Annotated in this window: 17 protein-coding genes and 1 tRNA gene; 17 read left to right on the top strand and 1 reads right to left on the bottom strand. The window is 42.5% G+C overall.

From position 1 onward, the window contains the following. From tuf to AC5YCI_RS09100, 17 genes are all read left to right on the top strand, one after another. Positions 1-1,143: elongation factor Tu (tuf, locus tag AC5YCI_RS09180; protein ID WP_496129349.1), on the top strand; the 1,143-nt coding region annotated here is incomplete at its 5' end. Positions 1,144-1,200: 57 nt separating this feature from the next. Further along, positions 1,201-1,276: transfer RNA gene (locus AC5YCI_RS09175), tRNA-Trp, on the top strand. A 73-nt stretch (positions 1,277-1,349) separates the two neighbouring features. After that, positions 1,350-1,790, top strand: coding sequence for a preprotein translocase subunit SecE (gene secE, locus AC5YCI_RS09170; protein WP_496129350.1), 441 nt, complete (start codon positions 1,350-1,352; stop codon positions 1,788-1,790). A 7-nt stretch (positions 1,791-1,797) separates the two neighbouring features. Beyond that, on the top strand, positions 1,798-2,331 hold the full coding sequence (gene nusG, locus AC5YCI_RS09165) for a transcription termination/antitermination protein NusG (protein WP_496129351.1): 534 nt from the start codon (positions 1,798-1,800) through the stop codon (positions 2,329-2,331). 118 nt (positions 2,332-2,449) lie between these two features. Beyond that, positions 2,450-2,878, top strand: coding sequence for a 50S ribosomal protein L11 (gene rplK, locus AC5YCI_RS09160; protein ID WP_496129352.1), 429 nt, complete (start codon positions 2,450-2,452; stop codon positions 2,876-2,878). Between the two features lie 3 nt (positions 2,879-2,881). Further along, complete coding sequence (rplA, locus tag AC5YCI_RS09155) at positions 2,882-3,577, top strand: 50S ribosomal protein L1 (protein WP_122899001.1); 696 nt, start codon at positions 2,882-2,884, stop codon at positions 3,575-3,577. A gap of 302 nt (positions 3,578-3,879) precedes the next feature. Next, a complete protein-coding gene (gene rplJ / locus AC5YCI_RS09150; protein WP_496129353.1) occupies positions 3,880-4,386 on the top strand; it encodes a 50S ribosomal protein L10 in 507 nt (168 codons plus the stop codon). A 42-nt stretch (positions 4,387-4,428) separates the two neighbouring features. Further along, on the top strand, positions 4,429-4,797 hold the full coding sequence (gene rplL / locus AC5YCI_RS09145; protein ID WP_496129354.1) for a 50S ribosomal protein L7/L12: 369 nt from the start codon (positions 4,429-4,431) through the stop codon (positions 4,795-4,797). A 306-nt stretch (positions 4,798-5,103) separates the two neighbouring features. Then, positions 5,104-9,192: a DNA-directed RNA polymerase subunit beta gene (gene rpoB, locus AC5YCI_RS09140; RefSeq protein ID WP_496129355.1), complete on the top strand. Its 4,089-nt coding sequence runs from the start codon at positions 5,104-5,106 to the stop codon at positions 9,190-9,192. A gap of 177 nt (positions 9,193-9,369) precedes the next feature. Continuing rightward, positions 9,370-13,569, top strand: coding sequence for a DNA-directed RNA polymerase subunit beta' (gene rpoC / locus AC5YCI_RS09135; RefSeq protein WP_496129356.1), 4,200 nt, complete (start codon positions 9,370-9,372; stop codon positions 13,567-13,569). A gap of 195 nt (positions 13,570-13,764) precedes the next feature. After that, complete coding sequence (locus AC5YCI_RS09130; RefSeq protein ID WP_496129357.1) at positions 13,765-14,316, top strand: hypothetical protein; 552 nt, start codon at positions 13,765-13,767, stop codon at positions 14,314-14,316. Between the two features lie 131 nt (positions 14,317-14,447). Continuing rightward, positions 14,448-14,807 carry a DNA transfer protein p32 gene (locus AC5YCI_RS09125; RefSeq protein WP_496129358.1) on the top strand — a complete coding sequence of 120 codons (360 nt, stop codon included), beginning with the start codon at positions 14,448-14,450 and terminating at the stop codon, positions 14,805-14,807. A gap of 129 nt (positions 14,808-14,936) precedes the next feature. Then, positions 14,937-16,301 carry a Na+/H+ antiporter family protein gene (locus tag AC5YCI_RS09120; protein ID WP_496175444.1) on the top strand — a complete coding sequence of 455 codons (1,365 nt, stop codon included), beginning with the start codon at positions 14,937-14,939 and terminating at the stop codon, positions 16,299-16,301. Between the two features lie 225 nt (positions 16,302-16,526). Further along, complete coding sequence (locus AC5YCI_RS09115) at positions 16,527-17,114, top strand: OmpW/AlkL family protein (protein ID WP_496129360.1); 588 nt, start codon at positions 16,527-16,529, stop codon at positions 17,112-17,114. 139 nt (positions 17,115-17,253) lie between these two features. Beyond that, positions 17,254-17,598, top strand: a complete 345-nt coding sequence (locus tag AC5YCI_RS09110) for a lysozyme inhibitor LprI family protein (protein ID WP_496129449.1) — start codon at positions 17,254-17,256, stop codon at positions 17,596-17,598. Positions 17,599-17,675: 77 nt separating this feature from the next. Further along, positions 17,676-19,595 carry a molecular chaperone HtpG gene (gene htpG / locus AC5YCI_RS09105; RefSeq protein ID WP_496129361.1) on the top strand — a complete coding sequence of 640 codons (1,920 nt, stop codon included), beginning with the start codon at positions 17,676-17,678 and terminating at the stop codon, positions 19,593-19,595. A 187-nt stretch (positions 19,596-19,782) separates the two neighbouring features. Next, entirely contained in the window at positions 19,783-20,061 is a 279-nt protein-coding gene (locus AC5YCI_RS09100; protein ID WP_496129362.1) for a hypothetical protein, read from the top strand. A gap of 31 nt (positions 20,062-20,092) precedes the next feature. Here the strand turns inward: AC5YCI_RS09100 and AC5YCI_RS09095 are convergent, their stop codons facing one another. Further along, positions 20,093-21,169, bottom strand: a complete 1,077-nt coding sequence (locus AC5YCI_RS09095) for a hypothetical protein (protein ID WP_496129363.1) — start codon at positions 21,167-21,169, stop codon at positions 20,093-20,095. Positions 21,170-21,203 lie beyond the last annotated feature (34 nt).

Below are 21,203 nucleotides of genomic sequence, written 5' to 3'. Positions count from 1 at the left end.
ACAATTGGTCACGTTGACCATGGTAAAACAACTTTAACAGCTGCGATTGCAACTGTATGTGCTAAACAATTTGGTGGCGAAGCGAAAGACTACGCTGCAATTGACTCAGCACCAGAAGAAAAAGCACGTGGTATTACAATTAATACTTCACACGTAGAATACGATTCTCCAATCCGTCACTACGCTCACGTAGACTGCCCGGGCCACGCCGATTATGTTAAAAACATGATTACTGGTGCTGCTCAAATGGACGGTGCGATCCTTGTATGTGCTGCGACTGATGGTCCAATGCCACAAACTCGTGAACACATCCTTCTTTCTCGTCAGGTAGGTGTACCTTACATCGTTGTATTCTTAAACAAATGCGACCTTGTAGACGACGAAGAGCTTCTTGAATTAGTAGAAATGGAAGTTCGTGAACTTCTTTCTACTTACGACTTCCCAGGTGATGATACTCCAATCATCCGTGGTTCAGCTTTAGCTGCACTTAACGGTGACCAAGGTCAATACGGCGAATCAGCTGTTGTAGCTCTTGTTGAAGCGCTTGACTCTTACATCCCAGAACCAGAACGTGCAATCGATAAAGCATTCTTAATGCCAATCGAAGACGTATTCTCTATTTCTGGTCGTGGTACAGTAGTCACTGGCCGTGTTGAATCAGGTATCGTGAAAGTAGGCGAAGAAGTTGAAATCGTTGGTATCAAAGACACAGTTAAAACAACTGTAACTGGCGTAGAAATGTTCCGTAAACTTCTTGACGAAGGTCGTGCGGGCGAGAACTGTGGTGTTCTTCTACGTGGTACTAAGCGTGAAGACGTTCAACGTGGTCAAGTATTAACTAAACCAGGTGCGATCAAGCCACACACTAAATTCGACGCAGAAGTATACGTACTTTCTAAAGAAGAAGGTGGTCGTCATACTCCATTCCTTAACGGTTACCGTCCACAGTTCTACTTCCGTACAACTGACGTAACTGGCGCAATCTCTCTTCAAGACGGCGTTGAAATGGTTATGCCTGGTGACAACGTAGAAATGTCAGTAGAATTAATCCACCCAATCGCAATGGACCCAGGTCTACGTTTTGCGATCCGTGAAGGCGGCCGTACTGTAGGTGCGGGTGTTGTTGCTAAAGTAACTGCGTAATATAATATTACTGAGTTATTTTTCAGATCGAGGGCTTCGGCTCTCGATTTGCTCTGCAGGCTAGTAGTTCAATTGGTAGAGCGTCGGTCTCCAAAACCGAATGTTGGGGGTTCGAGTCCCTCCTGGCCTGCCACTTTTCTAAAAAAAGCTTGATGCTGGCGAATCTAGTCATATAATAAATCGCGAATTCTACGACGAGTACAAAAATGTCGAACGATAAATCGCGTGACGCATTAAGCGACGCGCCAATTCCTCAAAGAAATAATTCTGCTGAAGTTGTAAAAACAGGGTCGCCTTTAGACTATGTTTTATGGGCTATTGCATTGATTTTGTTAGTCGGTGCTTTAATGACCAACCAACATCTGCCAGCTTATTGGGCACCAGCCAATGATATTTGGGTACGTGTTGGGGTAATTTTGGCTTGTATCGTGGTTGCTTTAGGTTTATTATACGCCACCCATCAAGGCAAAGGCTTTGTTCGCTTGCTTCAAGACTCGCGAATTGAGTTACGTCGCGTTGTTTGGCCGACGAAACAAGAGACGATGACCACATCTTGGCACGTACTTGTTGTTGTACTTGTAGCATCGGTTTTACTGTGGTGTTTCGACTACATTCTAGGCTGGGCTATTAAATTAATTATCGGGTAAGAGAGCTATGAAACGTTGGTACATTATTCATGCCTATTCAGGTTATGAAAAACAAGTGATGCGTTCGCTTAATGATCGAATCCAGCGTAGCGCTGTTGCTGATAGCTTTGGTGAAGTCCTTGTTCCTACCGAAGAAGTGGTAGAAATGAAGGATGGTAAGAAGCGCAAGTCAGAGCGTAAGTTCTTTCCAGGCTATGTCTTAGTCGAAATGGAAATGAACGATGAAACTTGGCACATTGTTAAAGAATGTCCAAAAGTTTTAGGTTTCATTGGTGGTACTGCTGAAAAGCCTGCACCAATTACGCAAAAAGAAGCTGATGCAATTCTTGCACGTGTACAAAACAAAGGTGAAGCACCTCGTCCTAAGACGATGTTTGAACCTGGTGAAGAATTACTCGTAATTGACGGTCCATTCACCGACTTTAAAGGCGTGGTGGAAGAAGTCCTTTACGAAAAGTCACGTTTAACGTTGACCATTAACGTATTTAACCGTCCAACCCAAGTTGAATTGGAATTTCGTCAAGTCGAAAAGACTATCTAACTGGTTTGGATTGAAAACGCTCGATTTGTCGTGTATGAGTCGGGCACTGTTATTGTAACGTAAGTTACTTAAAATCATTGGGGAGCCTAGCGGCGTTTGCACCCAGAGGTAATTGACAATGGCTAAGAAGATTGACGGCTATATCAAGCTGCAAGTTCCAGCTGGTAAAGCGAATCCATCTCCACCGATTGGTCCTGCACTAGGTCAACGTGGTGTAAACATCATGGCGTTCTGTAAAGAATTCAATGCTGCTACACAAAAACTTGAAGCTGGTCTTCCAATTCCAGTCGTGATCACTGTGTACAACGATAAGTCGTTCACATTCATCATGAAAACTCCACCTGCTGCTATTCTTCTTAAGAAAGCTGCTGGTATTGCTAAGGGTTCAGCTGTACCTAACAAAAACAAAGTTGGTAAGTTGACTCGTGCTCAATTAGAAGAGATCGCGACTACTAAAGAACCAGATTTAACTGGTGCTGACTTAGACGCGCGTGTACGTACCATCGCTGGTTCTGCACGTTCTATGGGCTTGGAAGTGGAGCTTTAAGACATGGCTAAATTAACTAAACGTCAAAAAGCGATTGCTGCTGCTGTAGAAGCAAACAAAGTTTACACTTTGGATGAAGCTGTAGCGGTTCTTACTAGCCTTCCTGCTGCTAAATTCAAAGAATCTTTGGACGTAGCGGTAAACCTAGGTGTTGACCCTCGTAAATCTGACCAAGTTGTTCGTGGCGCGACTACACTTCCTGCAGGTACTGGTAAAACTGTACGTGTAGCTGTGTTTGCTCAAGGCGCTGCTGCTGAAGCTGCTAAAGCTGAAGGCGCGGACGTTGTTGGTTTTGATGATCTTGCTGAAAGCATCCAAGCTGGTAACTTAGACTTTGACGTAGTGATTGCTGCACCTGACGCTATGCGTGTTGTGGGTAAATTAGGTACGATCCTTGGTCCACGTGGCTTAATGCCAAACCCTAAAGTGGGTACTGTAACTCCTGACGTAGCAACTGCAGTTAAAAATGCAAAAGCTGGTCAAGCACGTTACCGTGTAGACAAAGCGGGTATCATCCACGCTGCGATTGGCCAAGTAGGTTTCTCTGCTGAAGCTGTTCGTCAAAACGTTGAAGCGCTTATCGCTGACCTTAAGAAAGCAAAACCTGCTACTTCTAAAGGTGTTTACATCCAAAAGATCACTTTAAGCTCGACTATGGGCCCTGGTCTTACTGTTGATGTAGCAAACGTTTCTAAATAAGTTTTAACTTATTACAGAATTTTAAAGCCCTGAGTAAGTTTTAAAGCATTGCTTTAAAACTTACGCAAGAAACGCTTCGTCGTTGATTGCGCAACTTAGGCAAACTTTGAATTGATAAATTGAGATTTATCAGCGTCAAAGACCTCGGGCGAGGGCAGTTTTATGCTGCCTTCTTAAAAATCCAGTCCGAGTAGACGCGGTGGTGTGATTTGGTTCCTCCTCCGCGTGTAAATTCAGCGATGAATTTACGAATTGGGAGTGCACTTGTTTGAGTGCATAAATCACCGTTAGGAGGTATTACAATGGCTCTTCTTATCGAAGGCAAAAAACAGATTGTAGCTGAAGTTAACGCTGTTGCTTCTACTGCTTTCACTGCTGTTGTTGCTGACTATCAAGGTTTAACTGTAGAGCAATTAACAACTCTACGTGTTGAAGCTCGTAAACTAGGTGTTCACACACGTATCGTACGTAACACTTTAGCTAAACGTGCTCTTCAAGATACTCAATTCAGTATTCTTGCAGACAACCTTGTTGGCCCAACAATCTTAGCTTTCTCAACTTCTGAAGACGACATGGGCGCTGCTGCTCGTTTGTTCGAAGAATTTGCTAAAACTAACAAAGCATTTGAACTTAAAGCTGCTGCATTTGACGGTAAAGTGTATCAAGGCGAAGAAGTTAGCGTGATCGCGAACCTTCCAAACCAAGAAAAAGCACTTACTATGCTTGCAAACGTTCTTCAAGCTCCTATTTCGAAATTGGGTCGCCTTATTACTGCGCTCAAAGAGAAAAACGAGTCAGAAGCTGCTTAAACTTACACACACATCATTCAATCCCCATTTGGAGTTACTCTCATGGCTTTAACTAACGAAGAAATCCTAAACGCAGTTGCTGAAAAAACTGTTCTTGAACTTGTTGAACTTATTTCTGCTTTCGAAGAGAAATTCAACGTTTCTGCTGCTGCTGTAGCTGTTGCTGCTGCAGGTCCTGCTACTGCTGCTGCTGAAGAGCAATCAGAATTCAACGTAGAATTAACTTCTTTCGGCGCGAACAAAGTTGCTGTAATTAAAGCAGTTCGTGAAGCTACTGGCCTTGGTCTTAAAGAAGCTAAAGACATGGTTGAAGGCGCACCTGCAGTTCTTAAAGAAGCAGTTTCTAAAGAAGAAGGCGAAGAGCTTAAAGCTAAGCTTGAAGCAGCTGGCGCTACTGTTACACTTAAGTAATTGCTTAAGCGGAGCTAATTCTTTAGAATTGGCTCCAAAAATTGGCTGGTGGCCCTTGGGTCATCAGCCTTTTTGCGTTACAATAATCGGCTCGATTTTTGTTTGCATGCATTAAACGCTATACAAATTAAAAATAAAGATAAAAATCAAATGTTTACCAATATTTTTTTGCCTAAAAATATTGTTAAGCGTTTTTATACCACTGAAAATTGCAGCATTTGTAAAAAGTGGTGGCCATATCGGCCTGCGTAATTCCTTCTAAGTCCGTTCTGCAGGCGGGCTTAGTTCACTTTCCGAGGACTCCAGATGGCATACTCATATACCGAAAAGAAACGGATCCGTAAGAATTTTGGTAAATTGCCCCAAGTGATGGACGTGCCGTACTTGCTCGCGATTCAAGTCGACTCGTACAGAACGTTCTTACAAGACGGTAAAACTCCAAAAAACCGCGATGATATTGGTCTCCAAGCCGCGTTTCGTTCAGTTTTCCCAATTGAAAGTTATTCTGGCAATGCTGCTCTAGAATTTGTTGAGTATAGTCTTGGTAAACCTGAGTTTGACGTTCGTGAGTGTATCCTTCGCGGCTCAACTTATGCGGCACCAATGCGCGTTAAGATTCGTTTGATCTTAAAGGATCGCGAAACGAAGTCAATCAAAGACGTACGTGAGCAAGAAGTGTACATGGGTGAAATGCCACTCATGACTGAAAACGGTACCTTCGTCATTAACGGTACTGAGCGTGTTATCGTTTCTCAATTACACCGTTCACCGGGCGTATTCTTTGACCACGATAAAGGCAAAACGCATTCAAGCGGTAAAGTGCTTTATTCAGCACGTATTATTCCTTACCGTGGTTCATGGTTAGACTTTGAATTTGATGCCAAAGACTTAGTCTACGTACGTATCGACCGTCGTCGTAAATTGCTAGCGACTGTAATCCTACGTGCTTTAGGTTATAACAATACACAAATCCTAGACTTGTTCTACGAAAAAGTGCCTGTATACCTAGACATGGGTAGCTATCAAATTGACCTCGTTCCAGAACGCCTGCGTGGCGAAATGGCGCAATTTGATATTGCTGACAATGATGGCAAAACAATTGTTGAACAAGGTAAACGTATTAACGCGCGTCACGTACGTCAAATGGAAGCGGCTGGCTTAACTAAGCTTTCTGTTCCAGATGAATACTTATACGAGCGTATTACTGCAGAAGACATCCAATTACGTGATGGCGATATTATTCCTGCAAACACCTTGTTAAGCCATGAAATCATGGTGAAATTGGCTGAAGGCGGCGTTAAACAATTTAACATCCTATTCACCAATGACATCGACCGTGGTTCATTCATTGCTGACTCATTACGTGCTGATTTAACCAAAGATCGTGAAGAAGCATTAGTAGAAATCTACAAAGTAATGCGTCCAGGCGAGCCGCCAACAAAAGAAGCTGCTGAAAACTTATTCAACAACTTGTTCTTCTCATCTGAACGTTATGACCTATCTCCAGTTGGTCGTATGAAGTTCAACCGTCGTTTGGGTCGTCCTTACGAAGTCGGTACTGATCAGAAATCGCGTGAAGTTGAAGGCATCCTATCGAACGAAGACATCACTGATGTATTAAAAACATTAGTTGAAATCCGTAACGGTAAAGGTGAAGTCGACGATATCGACCACTTAGGTAACCGTCGCGTACGTTCAGTTGGTGAAATGACTGAAAACCAATTCCGTGTAGGTTTAGTTCGTGTAGAGCGTGCTGTTAAAGAACGTTTATCACAAGCTGAAACAGACAACTTGTCTCCGCAAGATTTAATCAATGCGAAGCCAGTTGCTGCTGCAATCAAAGAATTCTTTGGTTCAAGCCAGTTATCTCAGTTCATGGACCAAAACAACCCATTATCTGAAATTACACACAAACGTCGTGTATCAGCGCTTGGCCCTGGTGGTTTAACACGTGAACGTGCGGGCTTCGAAGTACGTGACGTACATCAAACGCATTACGGTCGTGTTTGTCCAATTGAAACGCCGGAAGGTCCAAACATTGGTTTGATCAACTCGCTTTCTGTATACGCAAAATGTAACAACTTTGGTTTCTTAGAAACACCTTACCGTAAAGTGGTTGATGGCCGTGTAACAGACGAAGTTGAATACTTATCTGCAATTGAAGAAGTAGGTACTGTGATTGCACAGGCCGATTCTGCAGTTGATACAGACGGTAACTTATTAGAAGAAGTGGTATCTGTACGTCACCAAGGTGATTTCGTACGTATGCCGCCTGAAAAAGTAACCCATATGGATGTATCTGCACAGCAGGTTGTATCTGTAGCGGCGTCACTAATTCCTTTCCTTGAGCACGATGACGCCAACCGTGCGTTAATGGGTTCAAACATGCAGCGTCAGGCTGTTCCTACGTTAATCGCAGACAAACCACTTGTTGGTACAGGTATGGAAGCGAACGTAGCACATGACTCTGGTGTGTGTGTGATCGCGAAACGTGGTGGTCGTATCGAATTTGTTGACGCATCACGTGTGGTGATTCGTGTCAACGAAGAAGAGATGGTTGCGGGTGAGGCAGGTGTAGATATCTACAACTTGATCAAATACACACGTTCGAACCAAAACACTTGTATTAACCAAAAAGTTCTTGTGAACTTAGGTGATCAAGTGGGTCGTGGTGACGTTCTTGCTGATGGTCCATCGACTGATGGCGGTGAGCTTGCACTGGGTCAGAACATGCGCGTTGCGTTCATGACGTGGAACGGTTACAACTACGAAGACTCGATCTTGTTATCAGAGCGCGTACTTCAAGAAGACCGTTTAACATCAATCCACATTCAAGAATTATCATGTGTAGCACGTGATACTAAGCTTGGTGCGGAAGAAATTACTGCCGACATTCCAAACGTGGGTGAAGCAGCACTTTCTAAACTTGATGAGTCAGGTATCGTTTATATCGGTGCTGAAGTGACTGCGGGTGACATCCTTGTAGGTAAAGTAACGCCTAAAGGCGAAACTCAACTTACTCCAGAAGAAAAACTGCTTCGCGCGATCTTTGGCGAAAAAGCAGCTGACGTGAAAGATTCATCTTTACGCGTATCTTCAGGTGTTAAAGGTACAGTTATTGACGTTCAAGTGTTTACACGTGACGGTCTTGAAAAAGATGAACGTGCACAAGCAATTGAAAAAGCGCAGCTTGATGCTTACCGTAAAGATTTAAAAGAAGAGTTCAAAATCTTCGAAGAAGCAGCGCGTGAACGTATTATCCGTTTACTTGCTGGTCAAGAATCTAACGGTGGCGGTACAACTAAACGTGGCGATAAGTTAACTGAAGAGTTACTTGCTGGTTTAGAACTTGTTGACTTAATGGATATCCAACCAGTTGACGAAGGTATCGCGGAACGCTTAACTCAAATTCAAGTATTCTTGAAAGAGAAGAGCCAAGAGATCGACGAGAAATTTGCTGAGAAAAAACGCAAACTTTCTACAGGTGACGAACTTACAACTGGCGTATTGAAAGTTGTTAAAGTTTACTTAGCTGTTAAACGTCGCATCCAACCGGGTGATAAGATGGCGGGTCGTCACGGTAACAAAGGTGTTGTATCTAACATCCTACCTGTAGAAGACATGCCACACGATGCTAACGGCGTACCTGTAGACGTAGTACTTAACCCACTGGGTGTACCGTCACGTATGAACGTGGGTCAGATTCTTGAAACTCACTTAGGTATGGCGGCGAAAGGTCTTGGCGATCAAATCGACAAGATGATGAAAGAGCAACGTACTGTACTTGAGCTACGTGAATTCTTAGACAAGATTTACAACAAAGTTGGTGGCGAGCAAGAAGATCTTGATAGCTTAACTGACCAAGAAATCTTGGCATTATCTGGTAACTTGCGTAAAGGTGTACCTTTAGCGACTCCAGTATTTGATGGTGCTGAAGAATCACAAATCAAAGACTTACTTGAACTTGGTGGTATCTCACGTACGGGTCAAACCGTATTGTACGATGGCCGTACAGGTGAACGTTTCGACCGTCCTGTAACTGTAGGTTATATGTACATGTTGAAACTGAACCACTTGGTTGACGACAAGATGCATGCGCGTTCTACTGGTTCTTACTCACTAGTAACACAGCAGCCGCTTGGTGGTAAAGCACAGTTCGGTGGTCAGCGTTTCGGTGAGATGGAAGTATGGGCACTAGAAGCATACGGTGCTGCATACACGCTTCAAGAAATGCTTACAGTGAAATCGGATGACGTTGAAGGTCGTACCCGTATCTACAAAAACATTGTAGATGGTAACCATTATATGGACCCAGGTATGCCAGAATCGTTCAACGTATTGACCAAAGAGATCCGTTCTTTAGGTATCAACATTGAACTGAAAAATGGTGACTAATTAGTTCCATTTGATCCCCCAACCCCCTTGATAAAAGGGGGGGATTCACTCCTCTTAATCTTAAGGGGAGTTTCCCGCTTAAGTAGGCGGGATTGGACGGGGGATTAGTTCAGTTAAAAAACAATATTTGTGACCCAGTTGGGAAGCGAAAATCTTCTCAACACACGGAGAAAAAAATTGAAAGACTTGCTCGATATCATGCGCAAAAAGACGGACTCAGACGGTCACGCTCCTGTAGAGTTTGATCGCATCCGTATTGGTCTTGCGTCACCAGAAATGATTAAGTCATGGTCTCATGGTGAAGTGAAAAAGCCTGAGACAATTAACTATCGTACGTTCAAACCAGAACGTGATGGTTTATTCTGTGCCAAAATCTTTGGTCCAGTAAAAGATTACGAATGCTTGTGTGGTAAATACAAGCGTATGAAATACAAAGGCGTCATTTGTGAAAAATGTGGCGTTGAAGTAACAACTGCAAAAGTTCGTCGTGAACGTATGGGTCACATCGAGCTTGCTTCTCCAGTTGCACACATCTGGTTCTTAAAATCATTACCAAGCCGTATCGGTTTGTTACTTGATATGACTTTACGTGATATCGAACGCGTATTGTATTTCGAATCTTACGTTGTAACTGACCCAGGTATGACGCCTTTTGAGAAATACCAACTTCTTAACGATGAAGAATACTTCAATGCGTTAGAAGAACACGGTGACGAATTCACTGCGAAAATGGGTGCAGAAGCTGTTCAAGACTTGCTTAAAGACATCGATCTTGAAGCGGAAATTGCGCGTCTTCGTGAAGAAATTCCAGTAACAACTTCAGAAACTAAGCTTAAGAAAGCATCTAAGCGTTTGAAGTTAATGGAAGCATTCAACGATTCGAACAACAAGCCAGAATGGATGGTGTTAACTGTACTTCCAGTTCTTCCACCAGATCTTCGTCCGCTTGTACCACTTGAAGGTGGTCGTTTCGCAACTTCTGATTTGAACGACCTTTACCGTCGTGTGATCAACCGTAACAACCGTTTAAAACGTCTTCTTGACCTTGCAGCGCCAGACATTATCGTACGTAACGAAAAACGTATGTTACAAGAGTCTGTAGATGCATTGTTAGACAACGGTCGTCGTGGTCGTGCAATTACCGGTTCAAACAAACGTCCGCTTAAATCTTTAGCCGATATGATTAAAGGTAAGCAAGGTCGTTTCCGTCAAAACTTACTTGGTAAGCGTGTTGACTATTCTGGTCGTTCGGTAATTACTGTAGGTCCAAACTTACGTTTACACCAATGTGGTCTTCCGAAGAAAATGGCACTTGAATTGTTCAAGCCGTTTATCTTTGCCAAACTACAAGCCTCTGGTCAAGCAACCACCATTAAAGCTGCGAAGAAAATGGTTGAGCGCGAGACCCCAGAAGTTTGGGACGTTTTAGCCTCTGTGATTCGTCAACATCCAGTGATGTTGAACCGTGCGCCAACACTTCACCGTTTAGGTCTTCAAGCATTTGAACCGATTCTGATTGAAGGTAAAGCGATCCGTCTTCACCCACTCGTATGTGCTGCGTTCAACGCCGACTTCGACGGTGACCAAATGGCGGTACACGTTCCATTAACACTTGAAGCTCAGTTAGAAGCTCGTGCGTTAATGATGTCAACCAACAACATCTTGTCTCCAGCGAACGGTGAGCCAATCATCGTACCGTCTCAGGACGTTGTCTTAGGCTTGTACTACATCACACGTGATGCGATCAATGCCAAAGGTGAAGGCATGGTGTTTGCGGATACTCATGAAGTAAACCGTGCACTTGCAACAGGTCAAGTTGATTTACACGCTCGCGTGAAAGCACGTGTACACCAAACAGTGATTGACGAAGATGGTAACCGTGAACAACAAACTATTGTTGTAGACACGACACCTGGTCGTTGCTTACTTTGGGAAGTTGTGCCTGAAGGCTTAAGCTTCGAGCAAATTAACCTTGAGATGACGAAAAAGAACATCTCTAAGTTAATCAACTCTTGCTACCGTAAATTAGGTCTGAAAGATACGGTTATCTTTGCTGACCAATTGATGTACTTAGGTTTCCGTCAAGCAACACGTTCAGGCGTGTCGGTTGGTATGGAAGACATGCTGATTCCAGAAGCGAAATACTCAATTATTGAGAAAGCTGAAGCTGAAGTTCGTGAAATCGAACAACAGTTCGAGCAAGGTTTCGTAACTGCGGGTGAACGTTACAACAAAGTTGTCGATATTTGGGCGCGTACCAACGACCAAGTTGCTAAAGCAATGATGGACAACTTATCTTTCACTACTGTTAAAAACAAACAGGGTGAAGATGAGAAGCAAAAATCATTCAACTCAATCTACATGATGTCAGACTCTGGTGCCCGTGGTAGTGCGGCGCAGATTCGTCAGCTTGCAGGTATGCGTGGTTTGATGGCAAAACCAGATGGCTCGATTATTGAAACACCAATTAAAGCCAACTTCCGTGAAGGTTTGACCGTACTTCAGTACTTCATTTCAACACACGGTGCGCGTAAAGGTTTGGCCGATACAGCACTTAAAACTGCGAACTCGGGTTACTTAACGCGTCGTTTAGTTGACGTAGCACAAGACTTAGTGATCACTGAGCCAGATTGTGGCACGATGGGCGGTCTAGTCATGACTCCGTTCATTCAAGGTGGCGATGTCATCGAGAACTTAGGTACTCGAGTTCTAGGTCGTGTTGTTGCTGAAGATGTGAAGAAACCTGGTACAGATGAAGTTCTTCTACCTCGTAACACGTTGATTGACGAGAAACTTGCAACGTTCCTCGAAGACAACGGTGTCGACGAAGTTAAAGTTCGTTCTGTTGTATCTTGTGAATCAAGCTTTGGTGTATGTGCGAAATGTTACGGCCGTGACTTGGCACGTGGTCATCAGGTGAACCCAGGTGAATCTGTAGGTGTAATGGCTGCTCAATCAATTGGTGAGCCAGGTACACAGTTAACCATGCGTACCTTCCACGTGGGTGGTGCGGCAAGCCGAACGTCTGCTGCTAATAGCATCCAAGTACGTAACAAAGGTACAGTACGTTTCCACAACGTGAAAACCGTACAACATGCCAAAGGTCACTTGGTATCAACATCTCGTTCAGGTGAGATTGGTATTGCTGATGATATCGGTCGTGAGCGCGAGCGCTATAAACTTCCTTACGGTGCGTCTATCATCATTAAAGATGGCGAGAGCGTAGAAGCTGGCGGTATCGTAGCGACTTGGGATCCGCATACACATCCACTTGTTACAGAAGTTGCCGGTAAAGTACGTTTCAGCCAAATCTCTGATGGCGTGACTGTTACGACCAAAACTGATGATGCAACAGGTATGTCGACGATTGAAATCTTACCAGTGACTTCACGTCCTGCGTCAGGTAAAGATCTACGTCCTGCCGTTGTATTAGACACAACAGATGGCGGCGAACAGTTCTACTTCTTGCCACAAAACACCATTTTAACGGTTCGCGATGGCGAAACGATTGGTGTGGGTGATGTTATTGGTCGTGTTCCACAAGAAACTTCACGTACTCGTGATATTACCGGTGGTCTTCCACGCGTAGCGGATTTATTCGAAGCACGTAAACCAAAAGAGCACGCAATCTTGGCAGAAGTGTCAGGTGTTGTCAGCTTTGGTAAAGAGACCAAAGGTAAGAACCGTCTTGTGATCACTCCAGATGATGGCTCTGAGATCTACGAAGAGTTAATTCCGAAGTGGCGTACCATTAACGTGTTCGAAGGTGAGCATGTGAACCGTGGTGAGACGATTTCTGATGGTCCACAAAACCCACACGACATCTTACGCTTAAAAGGCGAAGTGGCGTTGACGAACTACATCGTGAACGAAGTTCAGGACGTTTACCGTCTGCAAGGTGTAAAAATCAACGATAAGCACATCGAAGTGATCGTTCGTCAAATGTTACGTAAAGTTGACATTACTGACGGCGGCGACACAAGCTTCATCAAAGGCGAACAAGTGGATTACATCCGCGTGATGCAAGAGAACCAAGCTGTTCTTGCGCAAAACAAATTCCCTGCGAAGTTTGAACGTCAATTGATGGGTATCACGAAAGCGTCGCTTTCTACTGACTCGTTCATCTCTGCTGCATCGTTCCAGGAAACAACTCGTGTGTTAACTGAAGCGGCTGTAACAGGTAAAGAAGATGATTTACGTGGTCTGAAAGAAAACGTAGTTGTAGGTCGTCTGATCCCAGCGGGTACAGGTTTGGCTTACCACTTAGAGCGTCGTCGTCAAGAAGCAGAAGCTGCAGAGCTTGCACTTCACAACGATTTCTCTGACGTTGACCAAGCGCTTAGCCAAGCATTTAGCGATGAGTTTAACGGTCTTTAATTAGCCCTTTAAACCAAGCATAAAAAGCCACCTTCGGGTGGCTTTTTTTATTGATCAATCATGTTTCTTTTAGCGCTGCAAAGTATGAGAAAACGCATCAAAAAATTATAACTTGGCGATTGTTTAAAAATTGCCTATATTCATTTCTAAAGCTTTATAAATAATTGTAAAAACTTAAAAATGAAGGGGCAATCTATGCAAATTAAATCAACACTTTTAACGTTGGGGTTAAGCTTAATTGCAATGGCTACAGTAGCAGCTGAAAACAAACCCATGCCAACCGCCATTGTTCTACCAGACAGTGCAGTTGTGCCTGTAGTAAAAACCCAAGTGATTCGTAGGGCTGAAGGTCAAGAGCCAGTTCGTACCACACAAGCGACCGTATTTGAAGTAAGCAATAAAGGCAAAGATATTATTGCGAAAGACATTTACTTTGCTGACAAAGACATGAAATTTTCTGAAGCGGGTATGGCACCTCCTGTGGTGCGTCGCGGTAGTATGATTGTACCCACCTTTAAAATTCAAGAAAGTAAACGCTTAACGCAAGAAGGGCAATTGGTATCTGAAAGCACACATATTGATGCAGCAGGTATGGAATTTCGTCGTGGTGAAATTGAACCTGTAAAACGCCAATTAAAGCTCGAGATGACAAAAGACCCAAAAAGCACACAACAAGTTGTACATAAAGTGGCTTCTGAAAATGGAGTAGTCACGAGTGATGTGGTGATTTTAGAAGATCAGAACTAACTTTGCTCTGACAAAGAAAGTGATTTTTACATCATTACAGCAATTCATTGCCAGCTTTAACAGTTTCAAAATAGTTAATCCTTAAATAAGCTTTAAACTAGTGCTAAACAACATGAGTTAGGATCAAAGCAATGAACAAATTTATGGGTGCAGCTGCAGTAGCGACATTGGCAGTTTTTAGCTTAACAGGCTGTGAAAGCATGAACTCTAACCAACAACGGATTGGCGCAGCAGCACTAGGCGGTGCTGTAGGTGGTGGTTTGGGCAACAGCGTAGGCGGTGGTGTGGGTTCTGCTGTAGGTGGCGGTGCTGGTGCTGCTGTAGGCAGTAAAGCACAAGGTGGTTCAAATCGTAATGCAACTTACAGTGGCGTAGGCGGTGCAATTGGTTCTGCTGTTGGTAAAAGCGTCTTTGGTGGTAACACTGGTGCAGCGATTGGTGGTGCACTGGGTGGTGGTGCCGGTGCAGCAATTGAACAAAAAAATCGCTAAAATGTAGACGAAAAAGAGCATCCAAACGGGTGCTTTTTTTACGCCTAAAAACTATTCATATTTCTAGCAAACGCCTCTTTTTTGCAAACTCTGATAAAATGCTGTTTTTATCATTCCTTCTCTTCTCTTATGTTCGCGATTCTAGCTGCTATCGGGGTCATGTTTGGCCTGTCGTTGGCTCGTGTGCCTGTGGTTTTCGCCCTAATTATTGGTGCCGTCACGGGTGGTTTGTTGGCAGGCTTAGGACTGCAAGGTACTTTAGAAGCCTTTAATAACGGCTTAGGTGGTGGGGCACAAATTGCCTTAGCCTATGGTGTATTAGGTGCATTTGCCTTGGCATTAGCGCGTTCTGGGTTACCTGATCTTTTGGCTTATAAATTGATTGAAGCCTTAAAAGGTGATGCCAGTGCAAAAGCACAAAATAAAGTCAAAATGATTTTATTCTTTACTGTTGCTTTAGCTGCGATCAGTTCGCAAAACGTGTTACCTGTACATATCGCCTTTATCCCTGTATTAATTCCGCCACTGCTGAGCGTATTTAACCACCTTAAACTTGACCGTCGTTTAATTGCCTGTTTATTGACTTTTGGTTTAGTTGCGACTTATATGCTGGTACCTGTCGGTTTTGGTGCAATTTTCTTAAATGATATTTTAGGGAATAACATCAATAATTTTGGTAAGCCGTACGGCTTTTCAATTAGCTATGACCAAATTCCAGCAGCTATGGCGATTCCTGTGTTGGGTATGTTTATTGGTTTGCTGATTGCAATCTTCTTTAGTTATCGTAAACCACGTGACTATCAAGATGTACAAGTTGAAGCATCAGCCAGTATTGCTGATGAAATTACAACTGACCAAACTGGTGCACCTAAAATTGCTAAATTTACACTGTACATGGCAGCATTTGCGGTAGTAGCCACCTTAGCGGTACAGCTCTATTCAGATTCAATGATTCTAGCAGGCCTAGTAGGTGTTTCTATTTTAAGCTTTGCGGGTATCTTTAAGTGGAAAGAAGCAGATGATGTAATCATTAGCGGTATGCGTATGATGGCATTGGTTGGCTTTATTATGATTTCCGCACAAGGTTTTGCTTCTGTCATTGAAGCAACCAACCAAGTGCCGGCACTGGTTGAGGCATCTGTACAGTGGATTGGTAATAGCCAAGCCTTAGCTGCATTTTGGATGCTATTAATTGGTCTTTTAATTACTTTAGGCATTGGTTCATCATTCTCGACTGTACCAATTTTGGCCATTATTTACGTACCACTTTGTTTACAGTTTGGTTTTAGTCCAGCGGCAACCATTGCCATTATTGGTACTGCGGCGGCCTTAGGTGATGCAGGTTCTCCGGCGTCTGACTCAACTTTAGGTCCAACATCAGGTTTAAATATGGATGGTCAACATGACCATATGAAGGACAGCGTGATCCCAACATTTATCCATTATAATATTCCATTAATGGTATTTGGTTGGATTGCTGCCATGGTGCTTTAAATCACGCTTTTATTAAAATCTGATAAAAACACTCAGATTTTAATTTAAAGATATAACCAACTTGGTCACACTTTTTAAAATTGACCAAGTTGGTTGGATTAAAATAAATTTATATAAAAATCAATAAATTAAAAATAAATGAATTAAATGCTAATTTATAGATATTGCATATTAAATATACTCTATGTTTAATATCTGTATAAATGATTTAAAGAGTAAGACTTTATGTTAAAACAAATTGCAATTGTAGCATTATTGGGGATGTCTACTGCAGCAGTGGCAGGTGAATGGCAAGTTAAAATTGGTGCATCTGCTCTAGCGCCAACAAGCGATACTCAAATCGATCTAGGTACAGTGAAAGCAGATAGCGAGCTTGGTTTTACTCCATCTGTTGAATATTTCTTTAACGACAATTTCTCTACAGAATTATTGCTGGCTACACCATTTAACCATGACGTATTACTCGATGGTGGCAAAGCGGCTAAGATTAAACACTTACCACCAACTATTACAGCAAAATACAATTTTAAAAACTCAACACGCTTCACACCTTATATTGGTGTAGGTGGTACTGCATTTATTGCTTGGGATGAAGAAGGTGCAGCGAAAGAGGTAAAAGAAGAGTTTGGCTTTGCGGGTCAAGTTGGTTTTAACTACCAACCTGCTGATGCGAAAAACTGGGGTGTGTATGCAGACGTACGTTATGCAGATTTAAGCCCAGAAGTGACTTTAATTGATGCAGTTGGTGGCGATAAATTTGATCTAGATATTGACCCAATTGTTTATACATTAGGTTATAGCTACAAGTTCTAATTGTAAGCGTATATATAAGCCTCCATTTTTGGAGGCTTTTTTATGTTTTGCAGAAAATAGCAGATTGCTAACAAAATTAGGCTATTGAATTTACAAACAATCTACTAAGCTTAACTGAAATATTGCCATGAATACTTGTATGAAAACACTCGCTTTAGTTTGCCTGCTTGGATTAGCATGTTCTGCTGCTGCGACACAAGCAGCGAGCTTTGTGTGTGAGCGCGCGCAGACGGCAACTGAGAAAGCCATTTGTAAGCACAGTGAGCTTAATGATGCCGATGTTAAAATGGCGACCACGTATAATATTTTGCGTAAATTGGTGCCGATGGGTACTCGTTCAGTAATTCAAGAAGAACAAATCAAATGGCTACAGCTACGTAATCAATGCCAAGATAATGTCAGCTGCCTCTTAGATGTATACAAAATGCGCCAACAAAAACTCGATTTACACCTAAATCGGATTTATAAAATGGGCCCATTTTAAATTTTTTTAACTTTCGCTATTGAAAAAATTTAAGGTCACTCCAATAGATATTGCATCTATAAATCGAGGAATGACCAATGAGCGAAGCAAACGCACAAAAACATAGTTTCCAAGCAGAAGTTGCCCAATTGCTACACTTGGTAACGCATTCTTTATATTCTAATCCAGAAATTTTTCTGCGTGAGCTGATTTCGAACGCTTCAGATGCCTGCGATAAATTGCGCTTTGAAGGCATCAATCATCCTGAATATTATGAAAACGACCCAGAACTACATGTTCGTGTCACTTTAGATGCCGATAAAAAACAAATTATTATCTCAGATAACGGTATTGGTTTAACTGAAGCGGAAGCGATTGAACATTTAGGCACCATTGCTAAATCTGGTACCAAAGACTTTATGTCAAAATTATCAGGTGATCAAAAATCTGATGCACAATTGATTGGTCAATTTGGTGTAGGTTTTTACTCTGGCTTTATTGTGGCAGAGAAAATTACTGTTGAATCGCGCCGTGCAGGTGTAGAGGCGAACCAAGGTGTGCGTTGGGTCAGCAATGGTACCGGTGAATTTGAAACAGAAAGCATTGAAAAGTTAAACCGTGGTACAGACATCATTTTACACTTACGTGAAGATGCAACTGAATACCTCGACCGTTTTAAAGTCAAACAGATCATCAATAAATACTCAGACCACATCAGCTTGCCAATTGAAATGCAAAAGCAAGTCTGGCAACAAGAAGAAGCTGCTGAAGGTGAAGAAGCAAAACCAGGTCAATATGTGACGACAGATGAGTGGGAAGCGATTAACTCAGCCAGTGCGCTTTGGACACGTAATAAAAACGAAGTCAGCGAAGAGCAGTACCAAGAGTTTTATAAAAACCTCACCCACGACTTTGCCAATCCTTTGGCATGGGCCCATAACCGTGTAGAGGGTAGTACTGAATATACCCAATTGCTGTATATCCCAAGCAAAGCGCCAAGTAATATTTTTACCCGTGAAGCCAAAGCTGGGATTAAGTTGTATGTAAAACGCGTATTTATTATGGATGATGCGGATAATCTGATTCCAAATTACTTACGTTTTGTACAAGGGATTGTCGACAGCGCCGATTTACCACTGAATGTCAGTCGTGAGTTATTGCAAGAAAGCCGCGACGTGAAAACTATTCGTGAAGGTAATGCACGCCGTATCTTGACTATGCTAGATGGCTTAGCTAAATCTGACGATGAAAAAGACCAAGAAAACTTTAAAACTTTCTACCGCGAATTTGCGTCGGTACTTAAAGAAGGTTTAGGTGAAGACTTCACTAATCGTGAGCGTATTTTAAAATTATTACGCTTTGCGACCTCAAGCAATGATGAAGTTAGCACTTCATTAAGTGATTACAAAGCACGTATGAAAGAAGGGCAAAAAGCCATTTACTACGTGACGGCAGAGAGCTTAAATGCTGCGAAAAACTCACCACAACTTGAGTTATTCAAGAAAAAAGACATTGAAGTGTTACTCATGACAGAGCGCGTCGATGAATGGGCAATGGAATTTGTACATGAGTTTGATGGTACACCGTTACAAAACGTGGCCAAAGGCGCAGTCGATTTAGGTGACTTACAAAATGCTGAAGAGAAGCAAGCCTTAGAACAAGCTGCAGAAGCATTTAAACCTGTGGTTGAGCAACTAACCACTTCACTCAAAGACAAAACCAAAGAAGTGCGCGTGACAACACGCCTAGTTGATTCACCAGCTTGTTTGGTGACTCCTGAAGGTCAATTGTCACCACAGTTAATTCGTATGCTTAAAGATGCAGGCCAGCCTGTACCAGACAGCAAACCAATTTTGGAAATTAACCCAAGCCATCCATTGGTACAAAAATTACAAGGTTCAGCACAGTTTGATAACTTAGCCAATGTGATTTTTGACCAAGCGGTGATTGCAGAAGGTGGTTTGCCTGAAGATCCAGCTGAATACGTAAAACGTATCAATAGCTTACTTTTAGCTTAGCGTGCAATGCTTAAAAAGCTCCCTTAGGGGAGCTTTTTTTTGCCTTTTTAAATATTTGATTTTACGAATAATATAAAAAACCGATGCTCAAAATAAGAAAATCCCGTCCAGTTTTAATCTATTGAATGAATTATTTTTTAATTAATGATCTATAATAGCGATCATTAACAAATGAAGTGGAAAGCGTATGAAAGTGCTGTTGAGTTTAGGTTTAGTGGCTATGTTAGGTCTCTCTACGCAGCTAATGGCTGCATCTACAGACATGCTAAAACGTAACGACCGTGTGCAAATTGCCAAAGTGACGACAATAAAGTCCGATACTGCAATGCAGAGTGTACAACGCACAGACCGTATTCAATTCAAAACCTTAGTCGCAACAGAAATTAATAAATTTTCACAGCGTCAGGATTTTATCCGTGAAAAACGCAATGATCGTGTCACGATCACACGCCGTGCCAGCTCTTAAATCAAGCCCATTGATATGGGCTTTTTTAGGCCTAAAATAAAGCTTCTAAACGAACTAAGGCACCTAAATGATGACTTTCATCTTCGCGATCATCATTGAGATAGTTTAAGTCGCCTTGTACAAAAAACCATTCACGCAGTACAGGTTGACGCCAAGAGACAAACGGCCCCCAACTGTTCAGACGTAGTTGATCCGCATTGTAATAACCACTGGTATGTAGACCATAGTTAAAGCGGTTGCCTTGGAAAAATTGATGTTGTCTAAAGCTATAGGTCGACCAGTTAAGATCATCTTCTGACTCATCTGCATAGATTAATGAAAATTGATTGGATAACAAAGCTTCATTGGGGCGTTCATGTACCAACTCTACATTGGTGCGTAGATAATTTTCGCTATCACTGCCATAGCGGTAGATTTGCTCGGCATGAAAGCGGAAGTCATTTTCGAGTTGCCAATCTTTTTCGGCTTTTAAGCGTAAATAGACGTCATCACCTGAGCGAATGCCAATATCTGCATCGCTATCAAAAGCTAAGTTTTTAGAAAAGTTATTCCAACGTAAGGCAATTGAACTGTTATCTTCACGGGTACGCTTACGATCATAGTTTTTGTCATCCGCTAAAGCTGGATTTTCATTGGTAATACTGACTTGGGTATCCAGTTGATCATCCAAACTATCGTCACCAAACACCAAGCTAAAGCGTTTTTCTAAAGTCGGTAAGTCAATTTTACCGCGAATACGAGGGCGGATTTCATAGCCATCATACTTGTCCCAGCGTTGATCAAGCAAAATTCTTAAAGTGGCAGAAGCTGGCTGTGCGGGATCGGTTTCACCAAACCAATCATCTACTTTATGTGCAGTGCCATCGACCCAGTTGCGTAGGCCTTTTTGTTTATGGTCAAACCAAGTTTTGTCTTCAGTGACCTGTGTGGTTGGCACAATAGGATGATTAGATTGTTTAGGAAATACGGTAGGTGTGGCATCAATGACACGAGGAATTTGATAGAGCAAACCTGTGGTTTGGCTATCATCTTGTGCCCAGACTAGATTACTGATGAGTACTAAACCGCCCCAAAGTGCTATTTTTTTAGTGATTGCCATTATTATCATTAAACATCAAGTTTTGGCTTAGTGTGGTAAATAT

It is taken from the genome of Acinetobacter sp. CY17, assembly GCF_059515825.1.
This window is presented reverse-complemented; position numbering and strand designations above follow the sequence as displayed.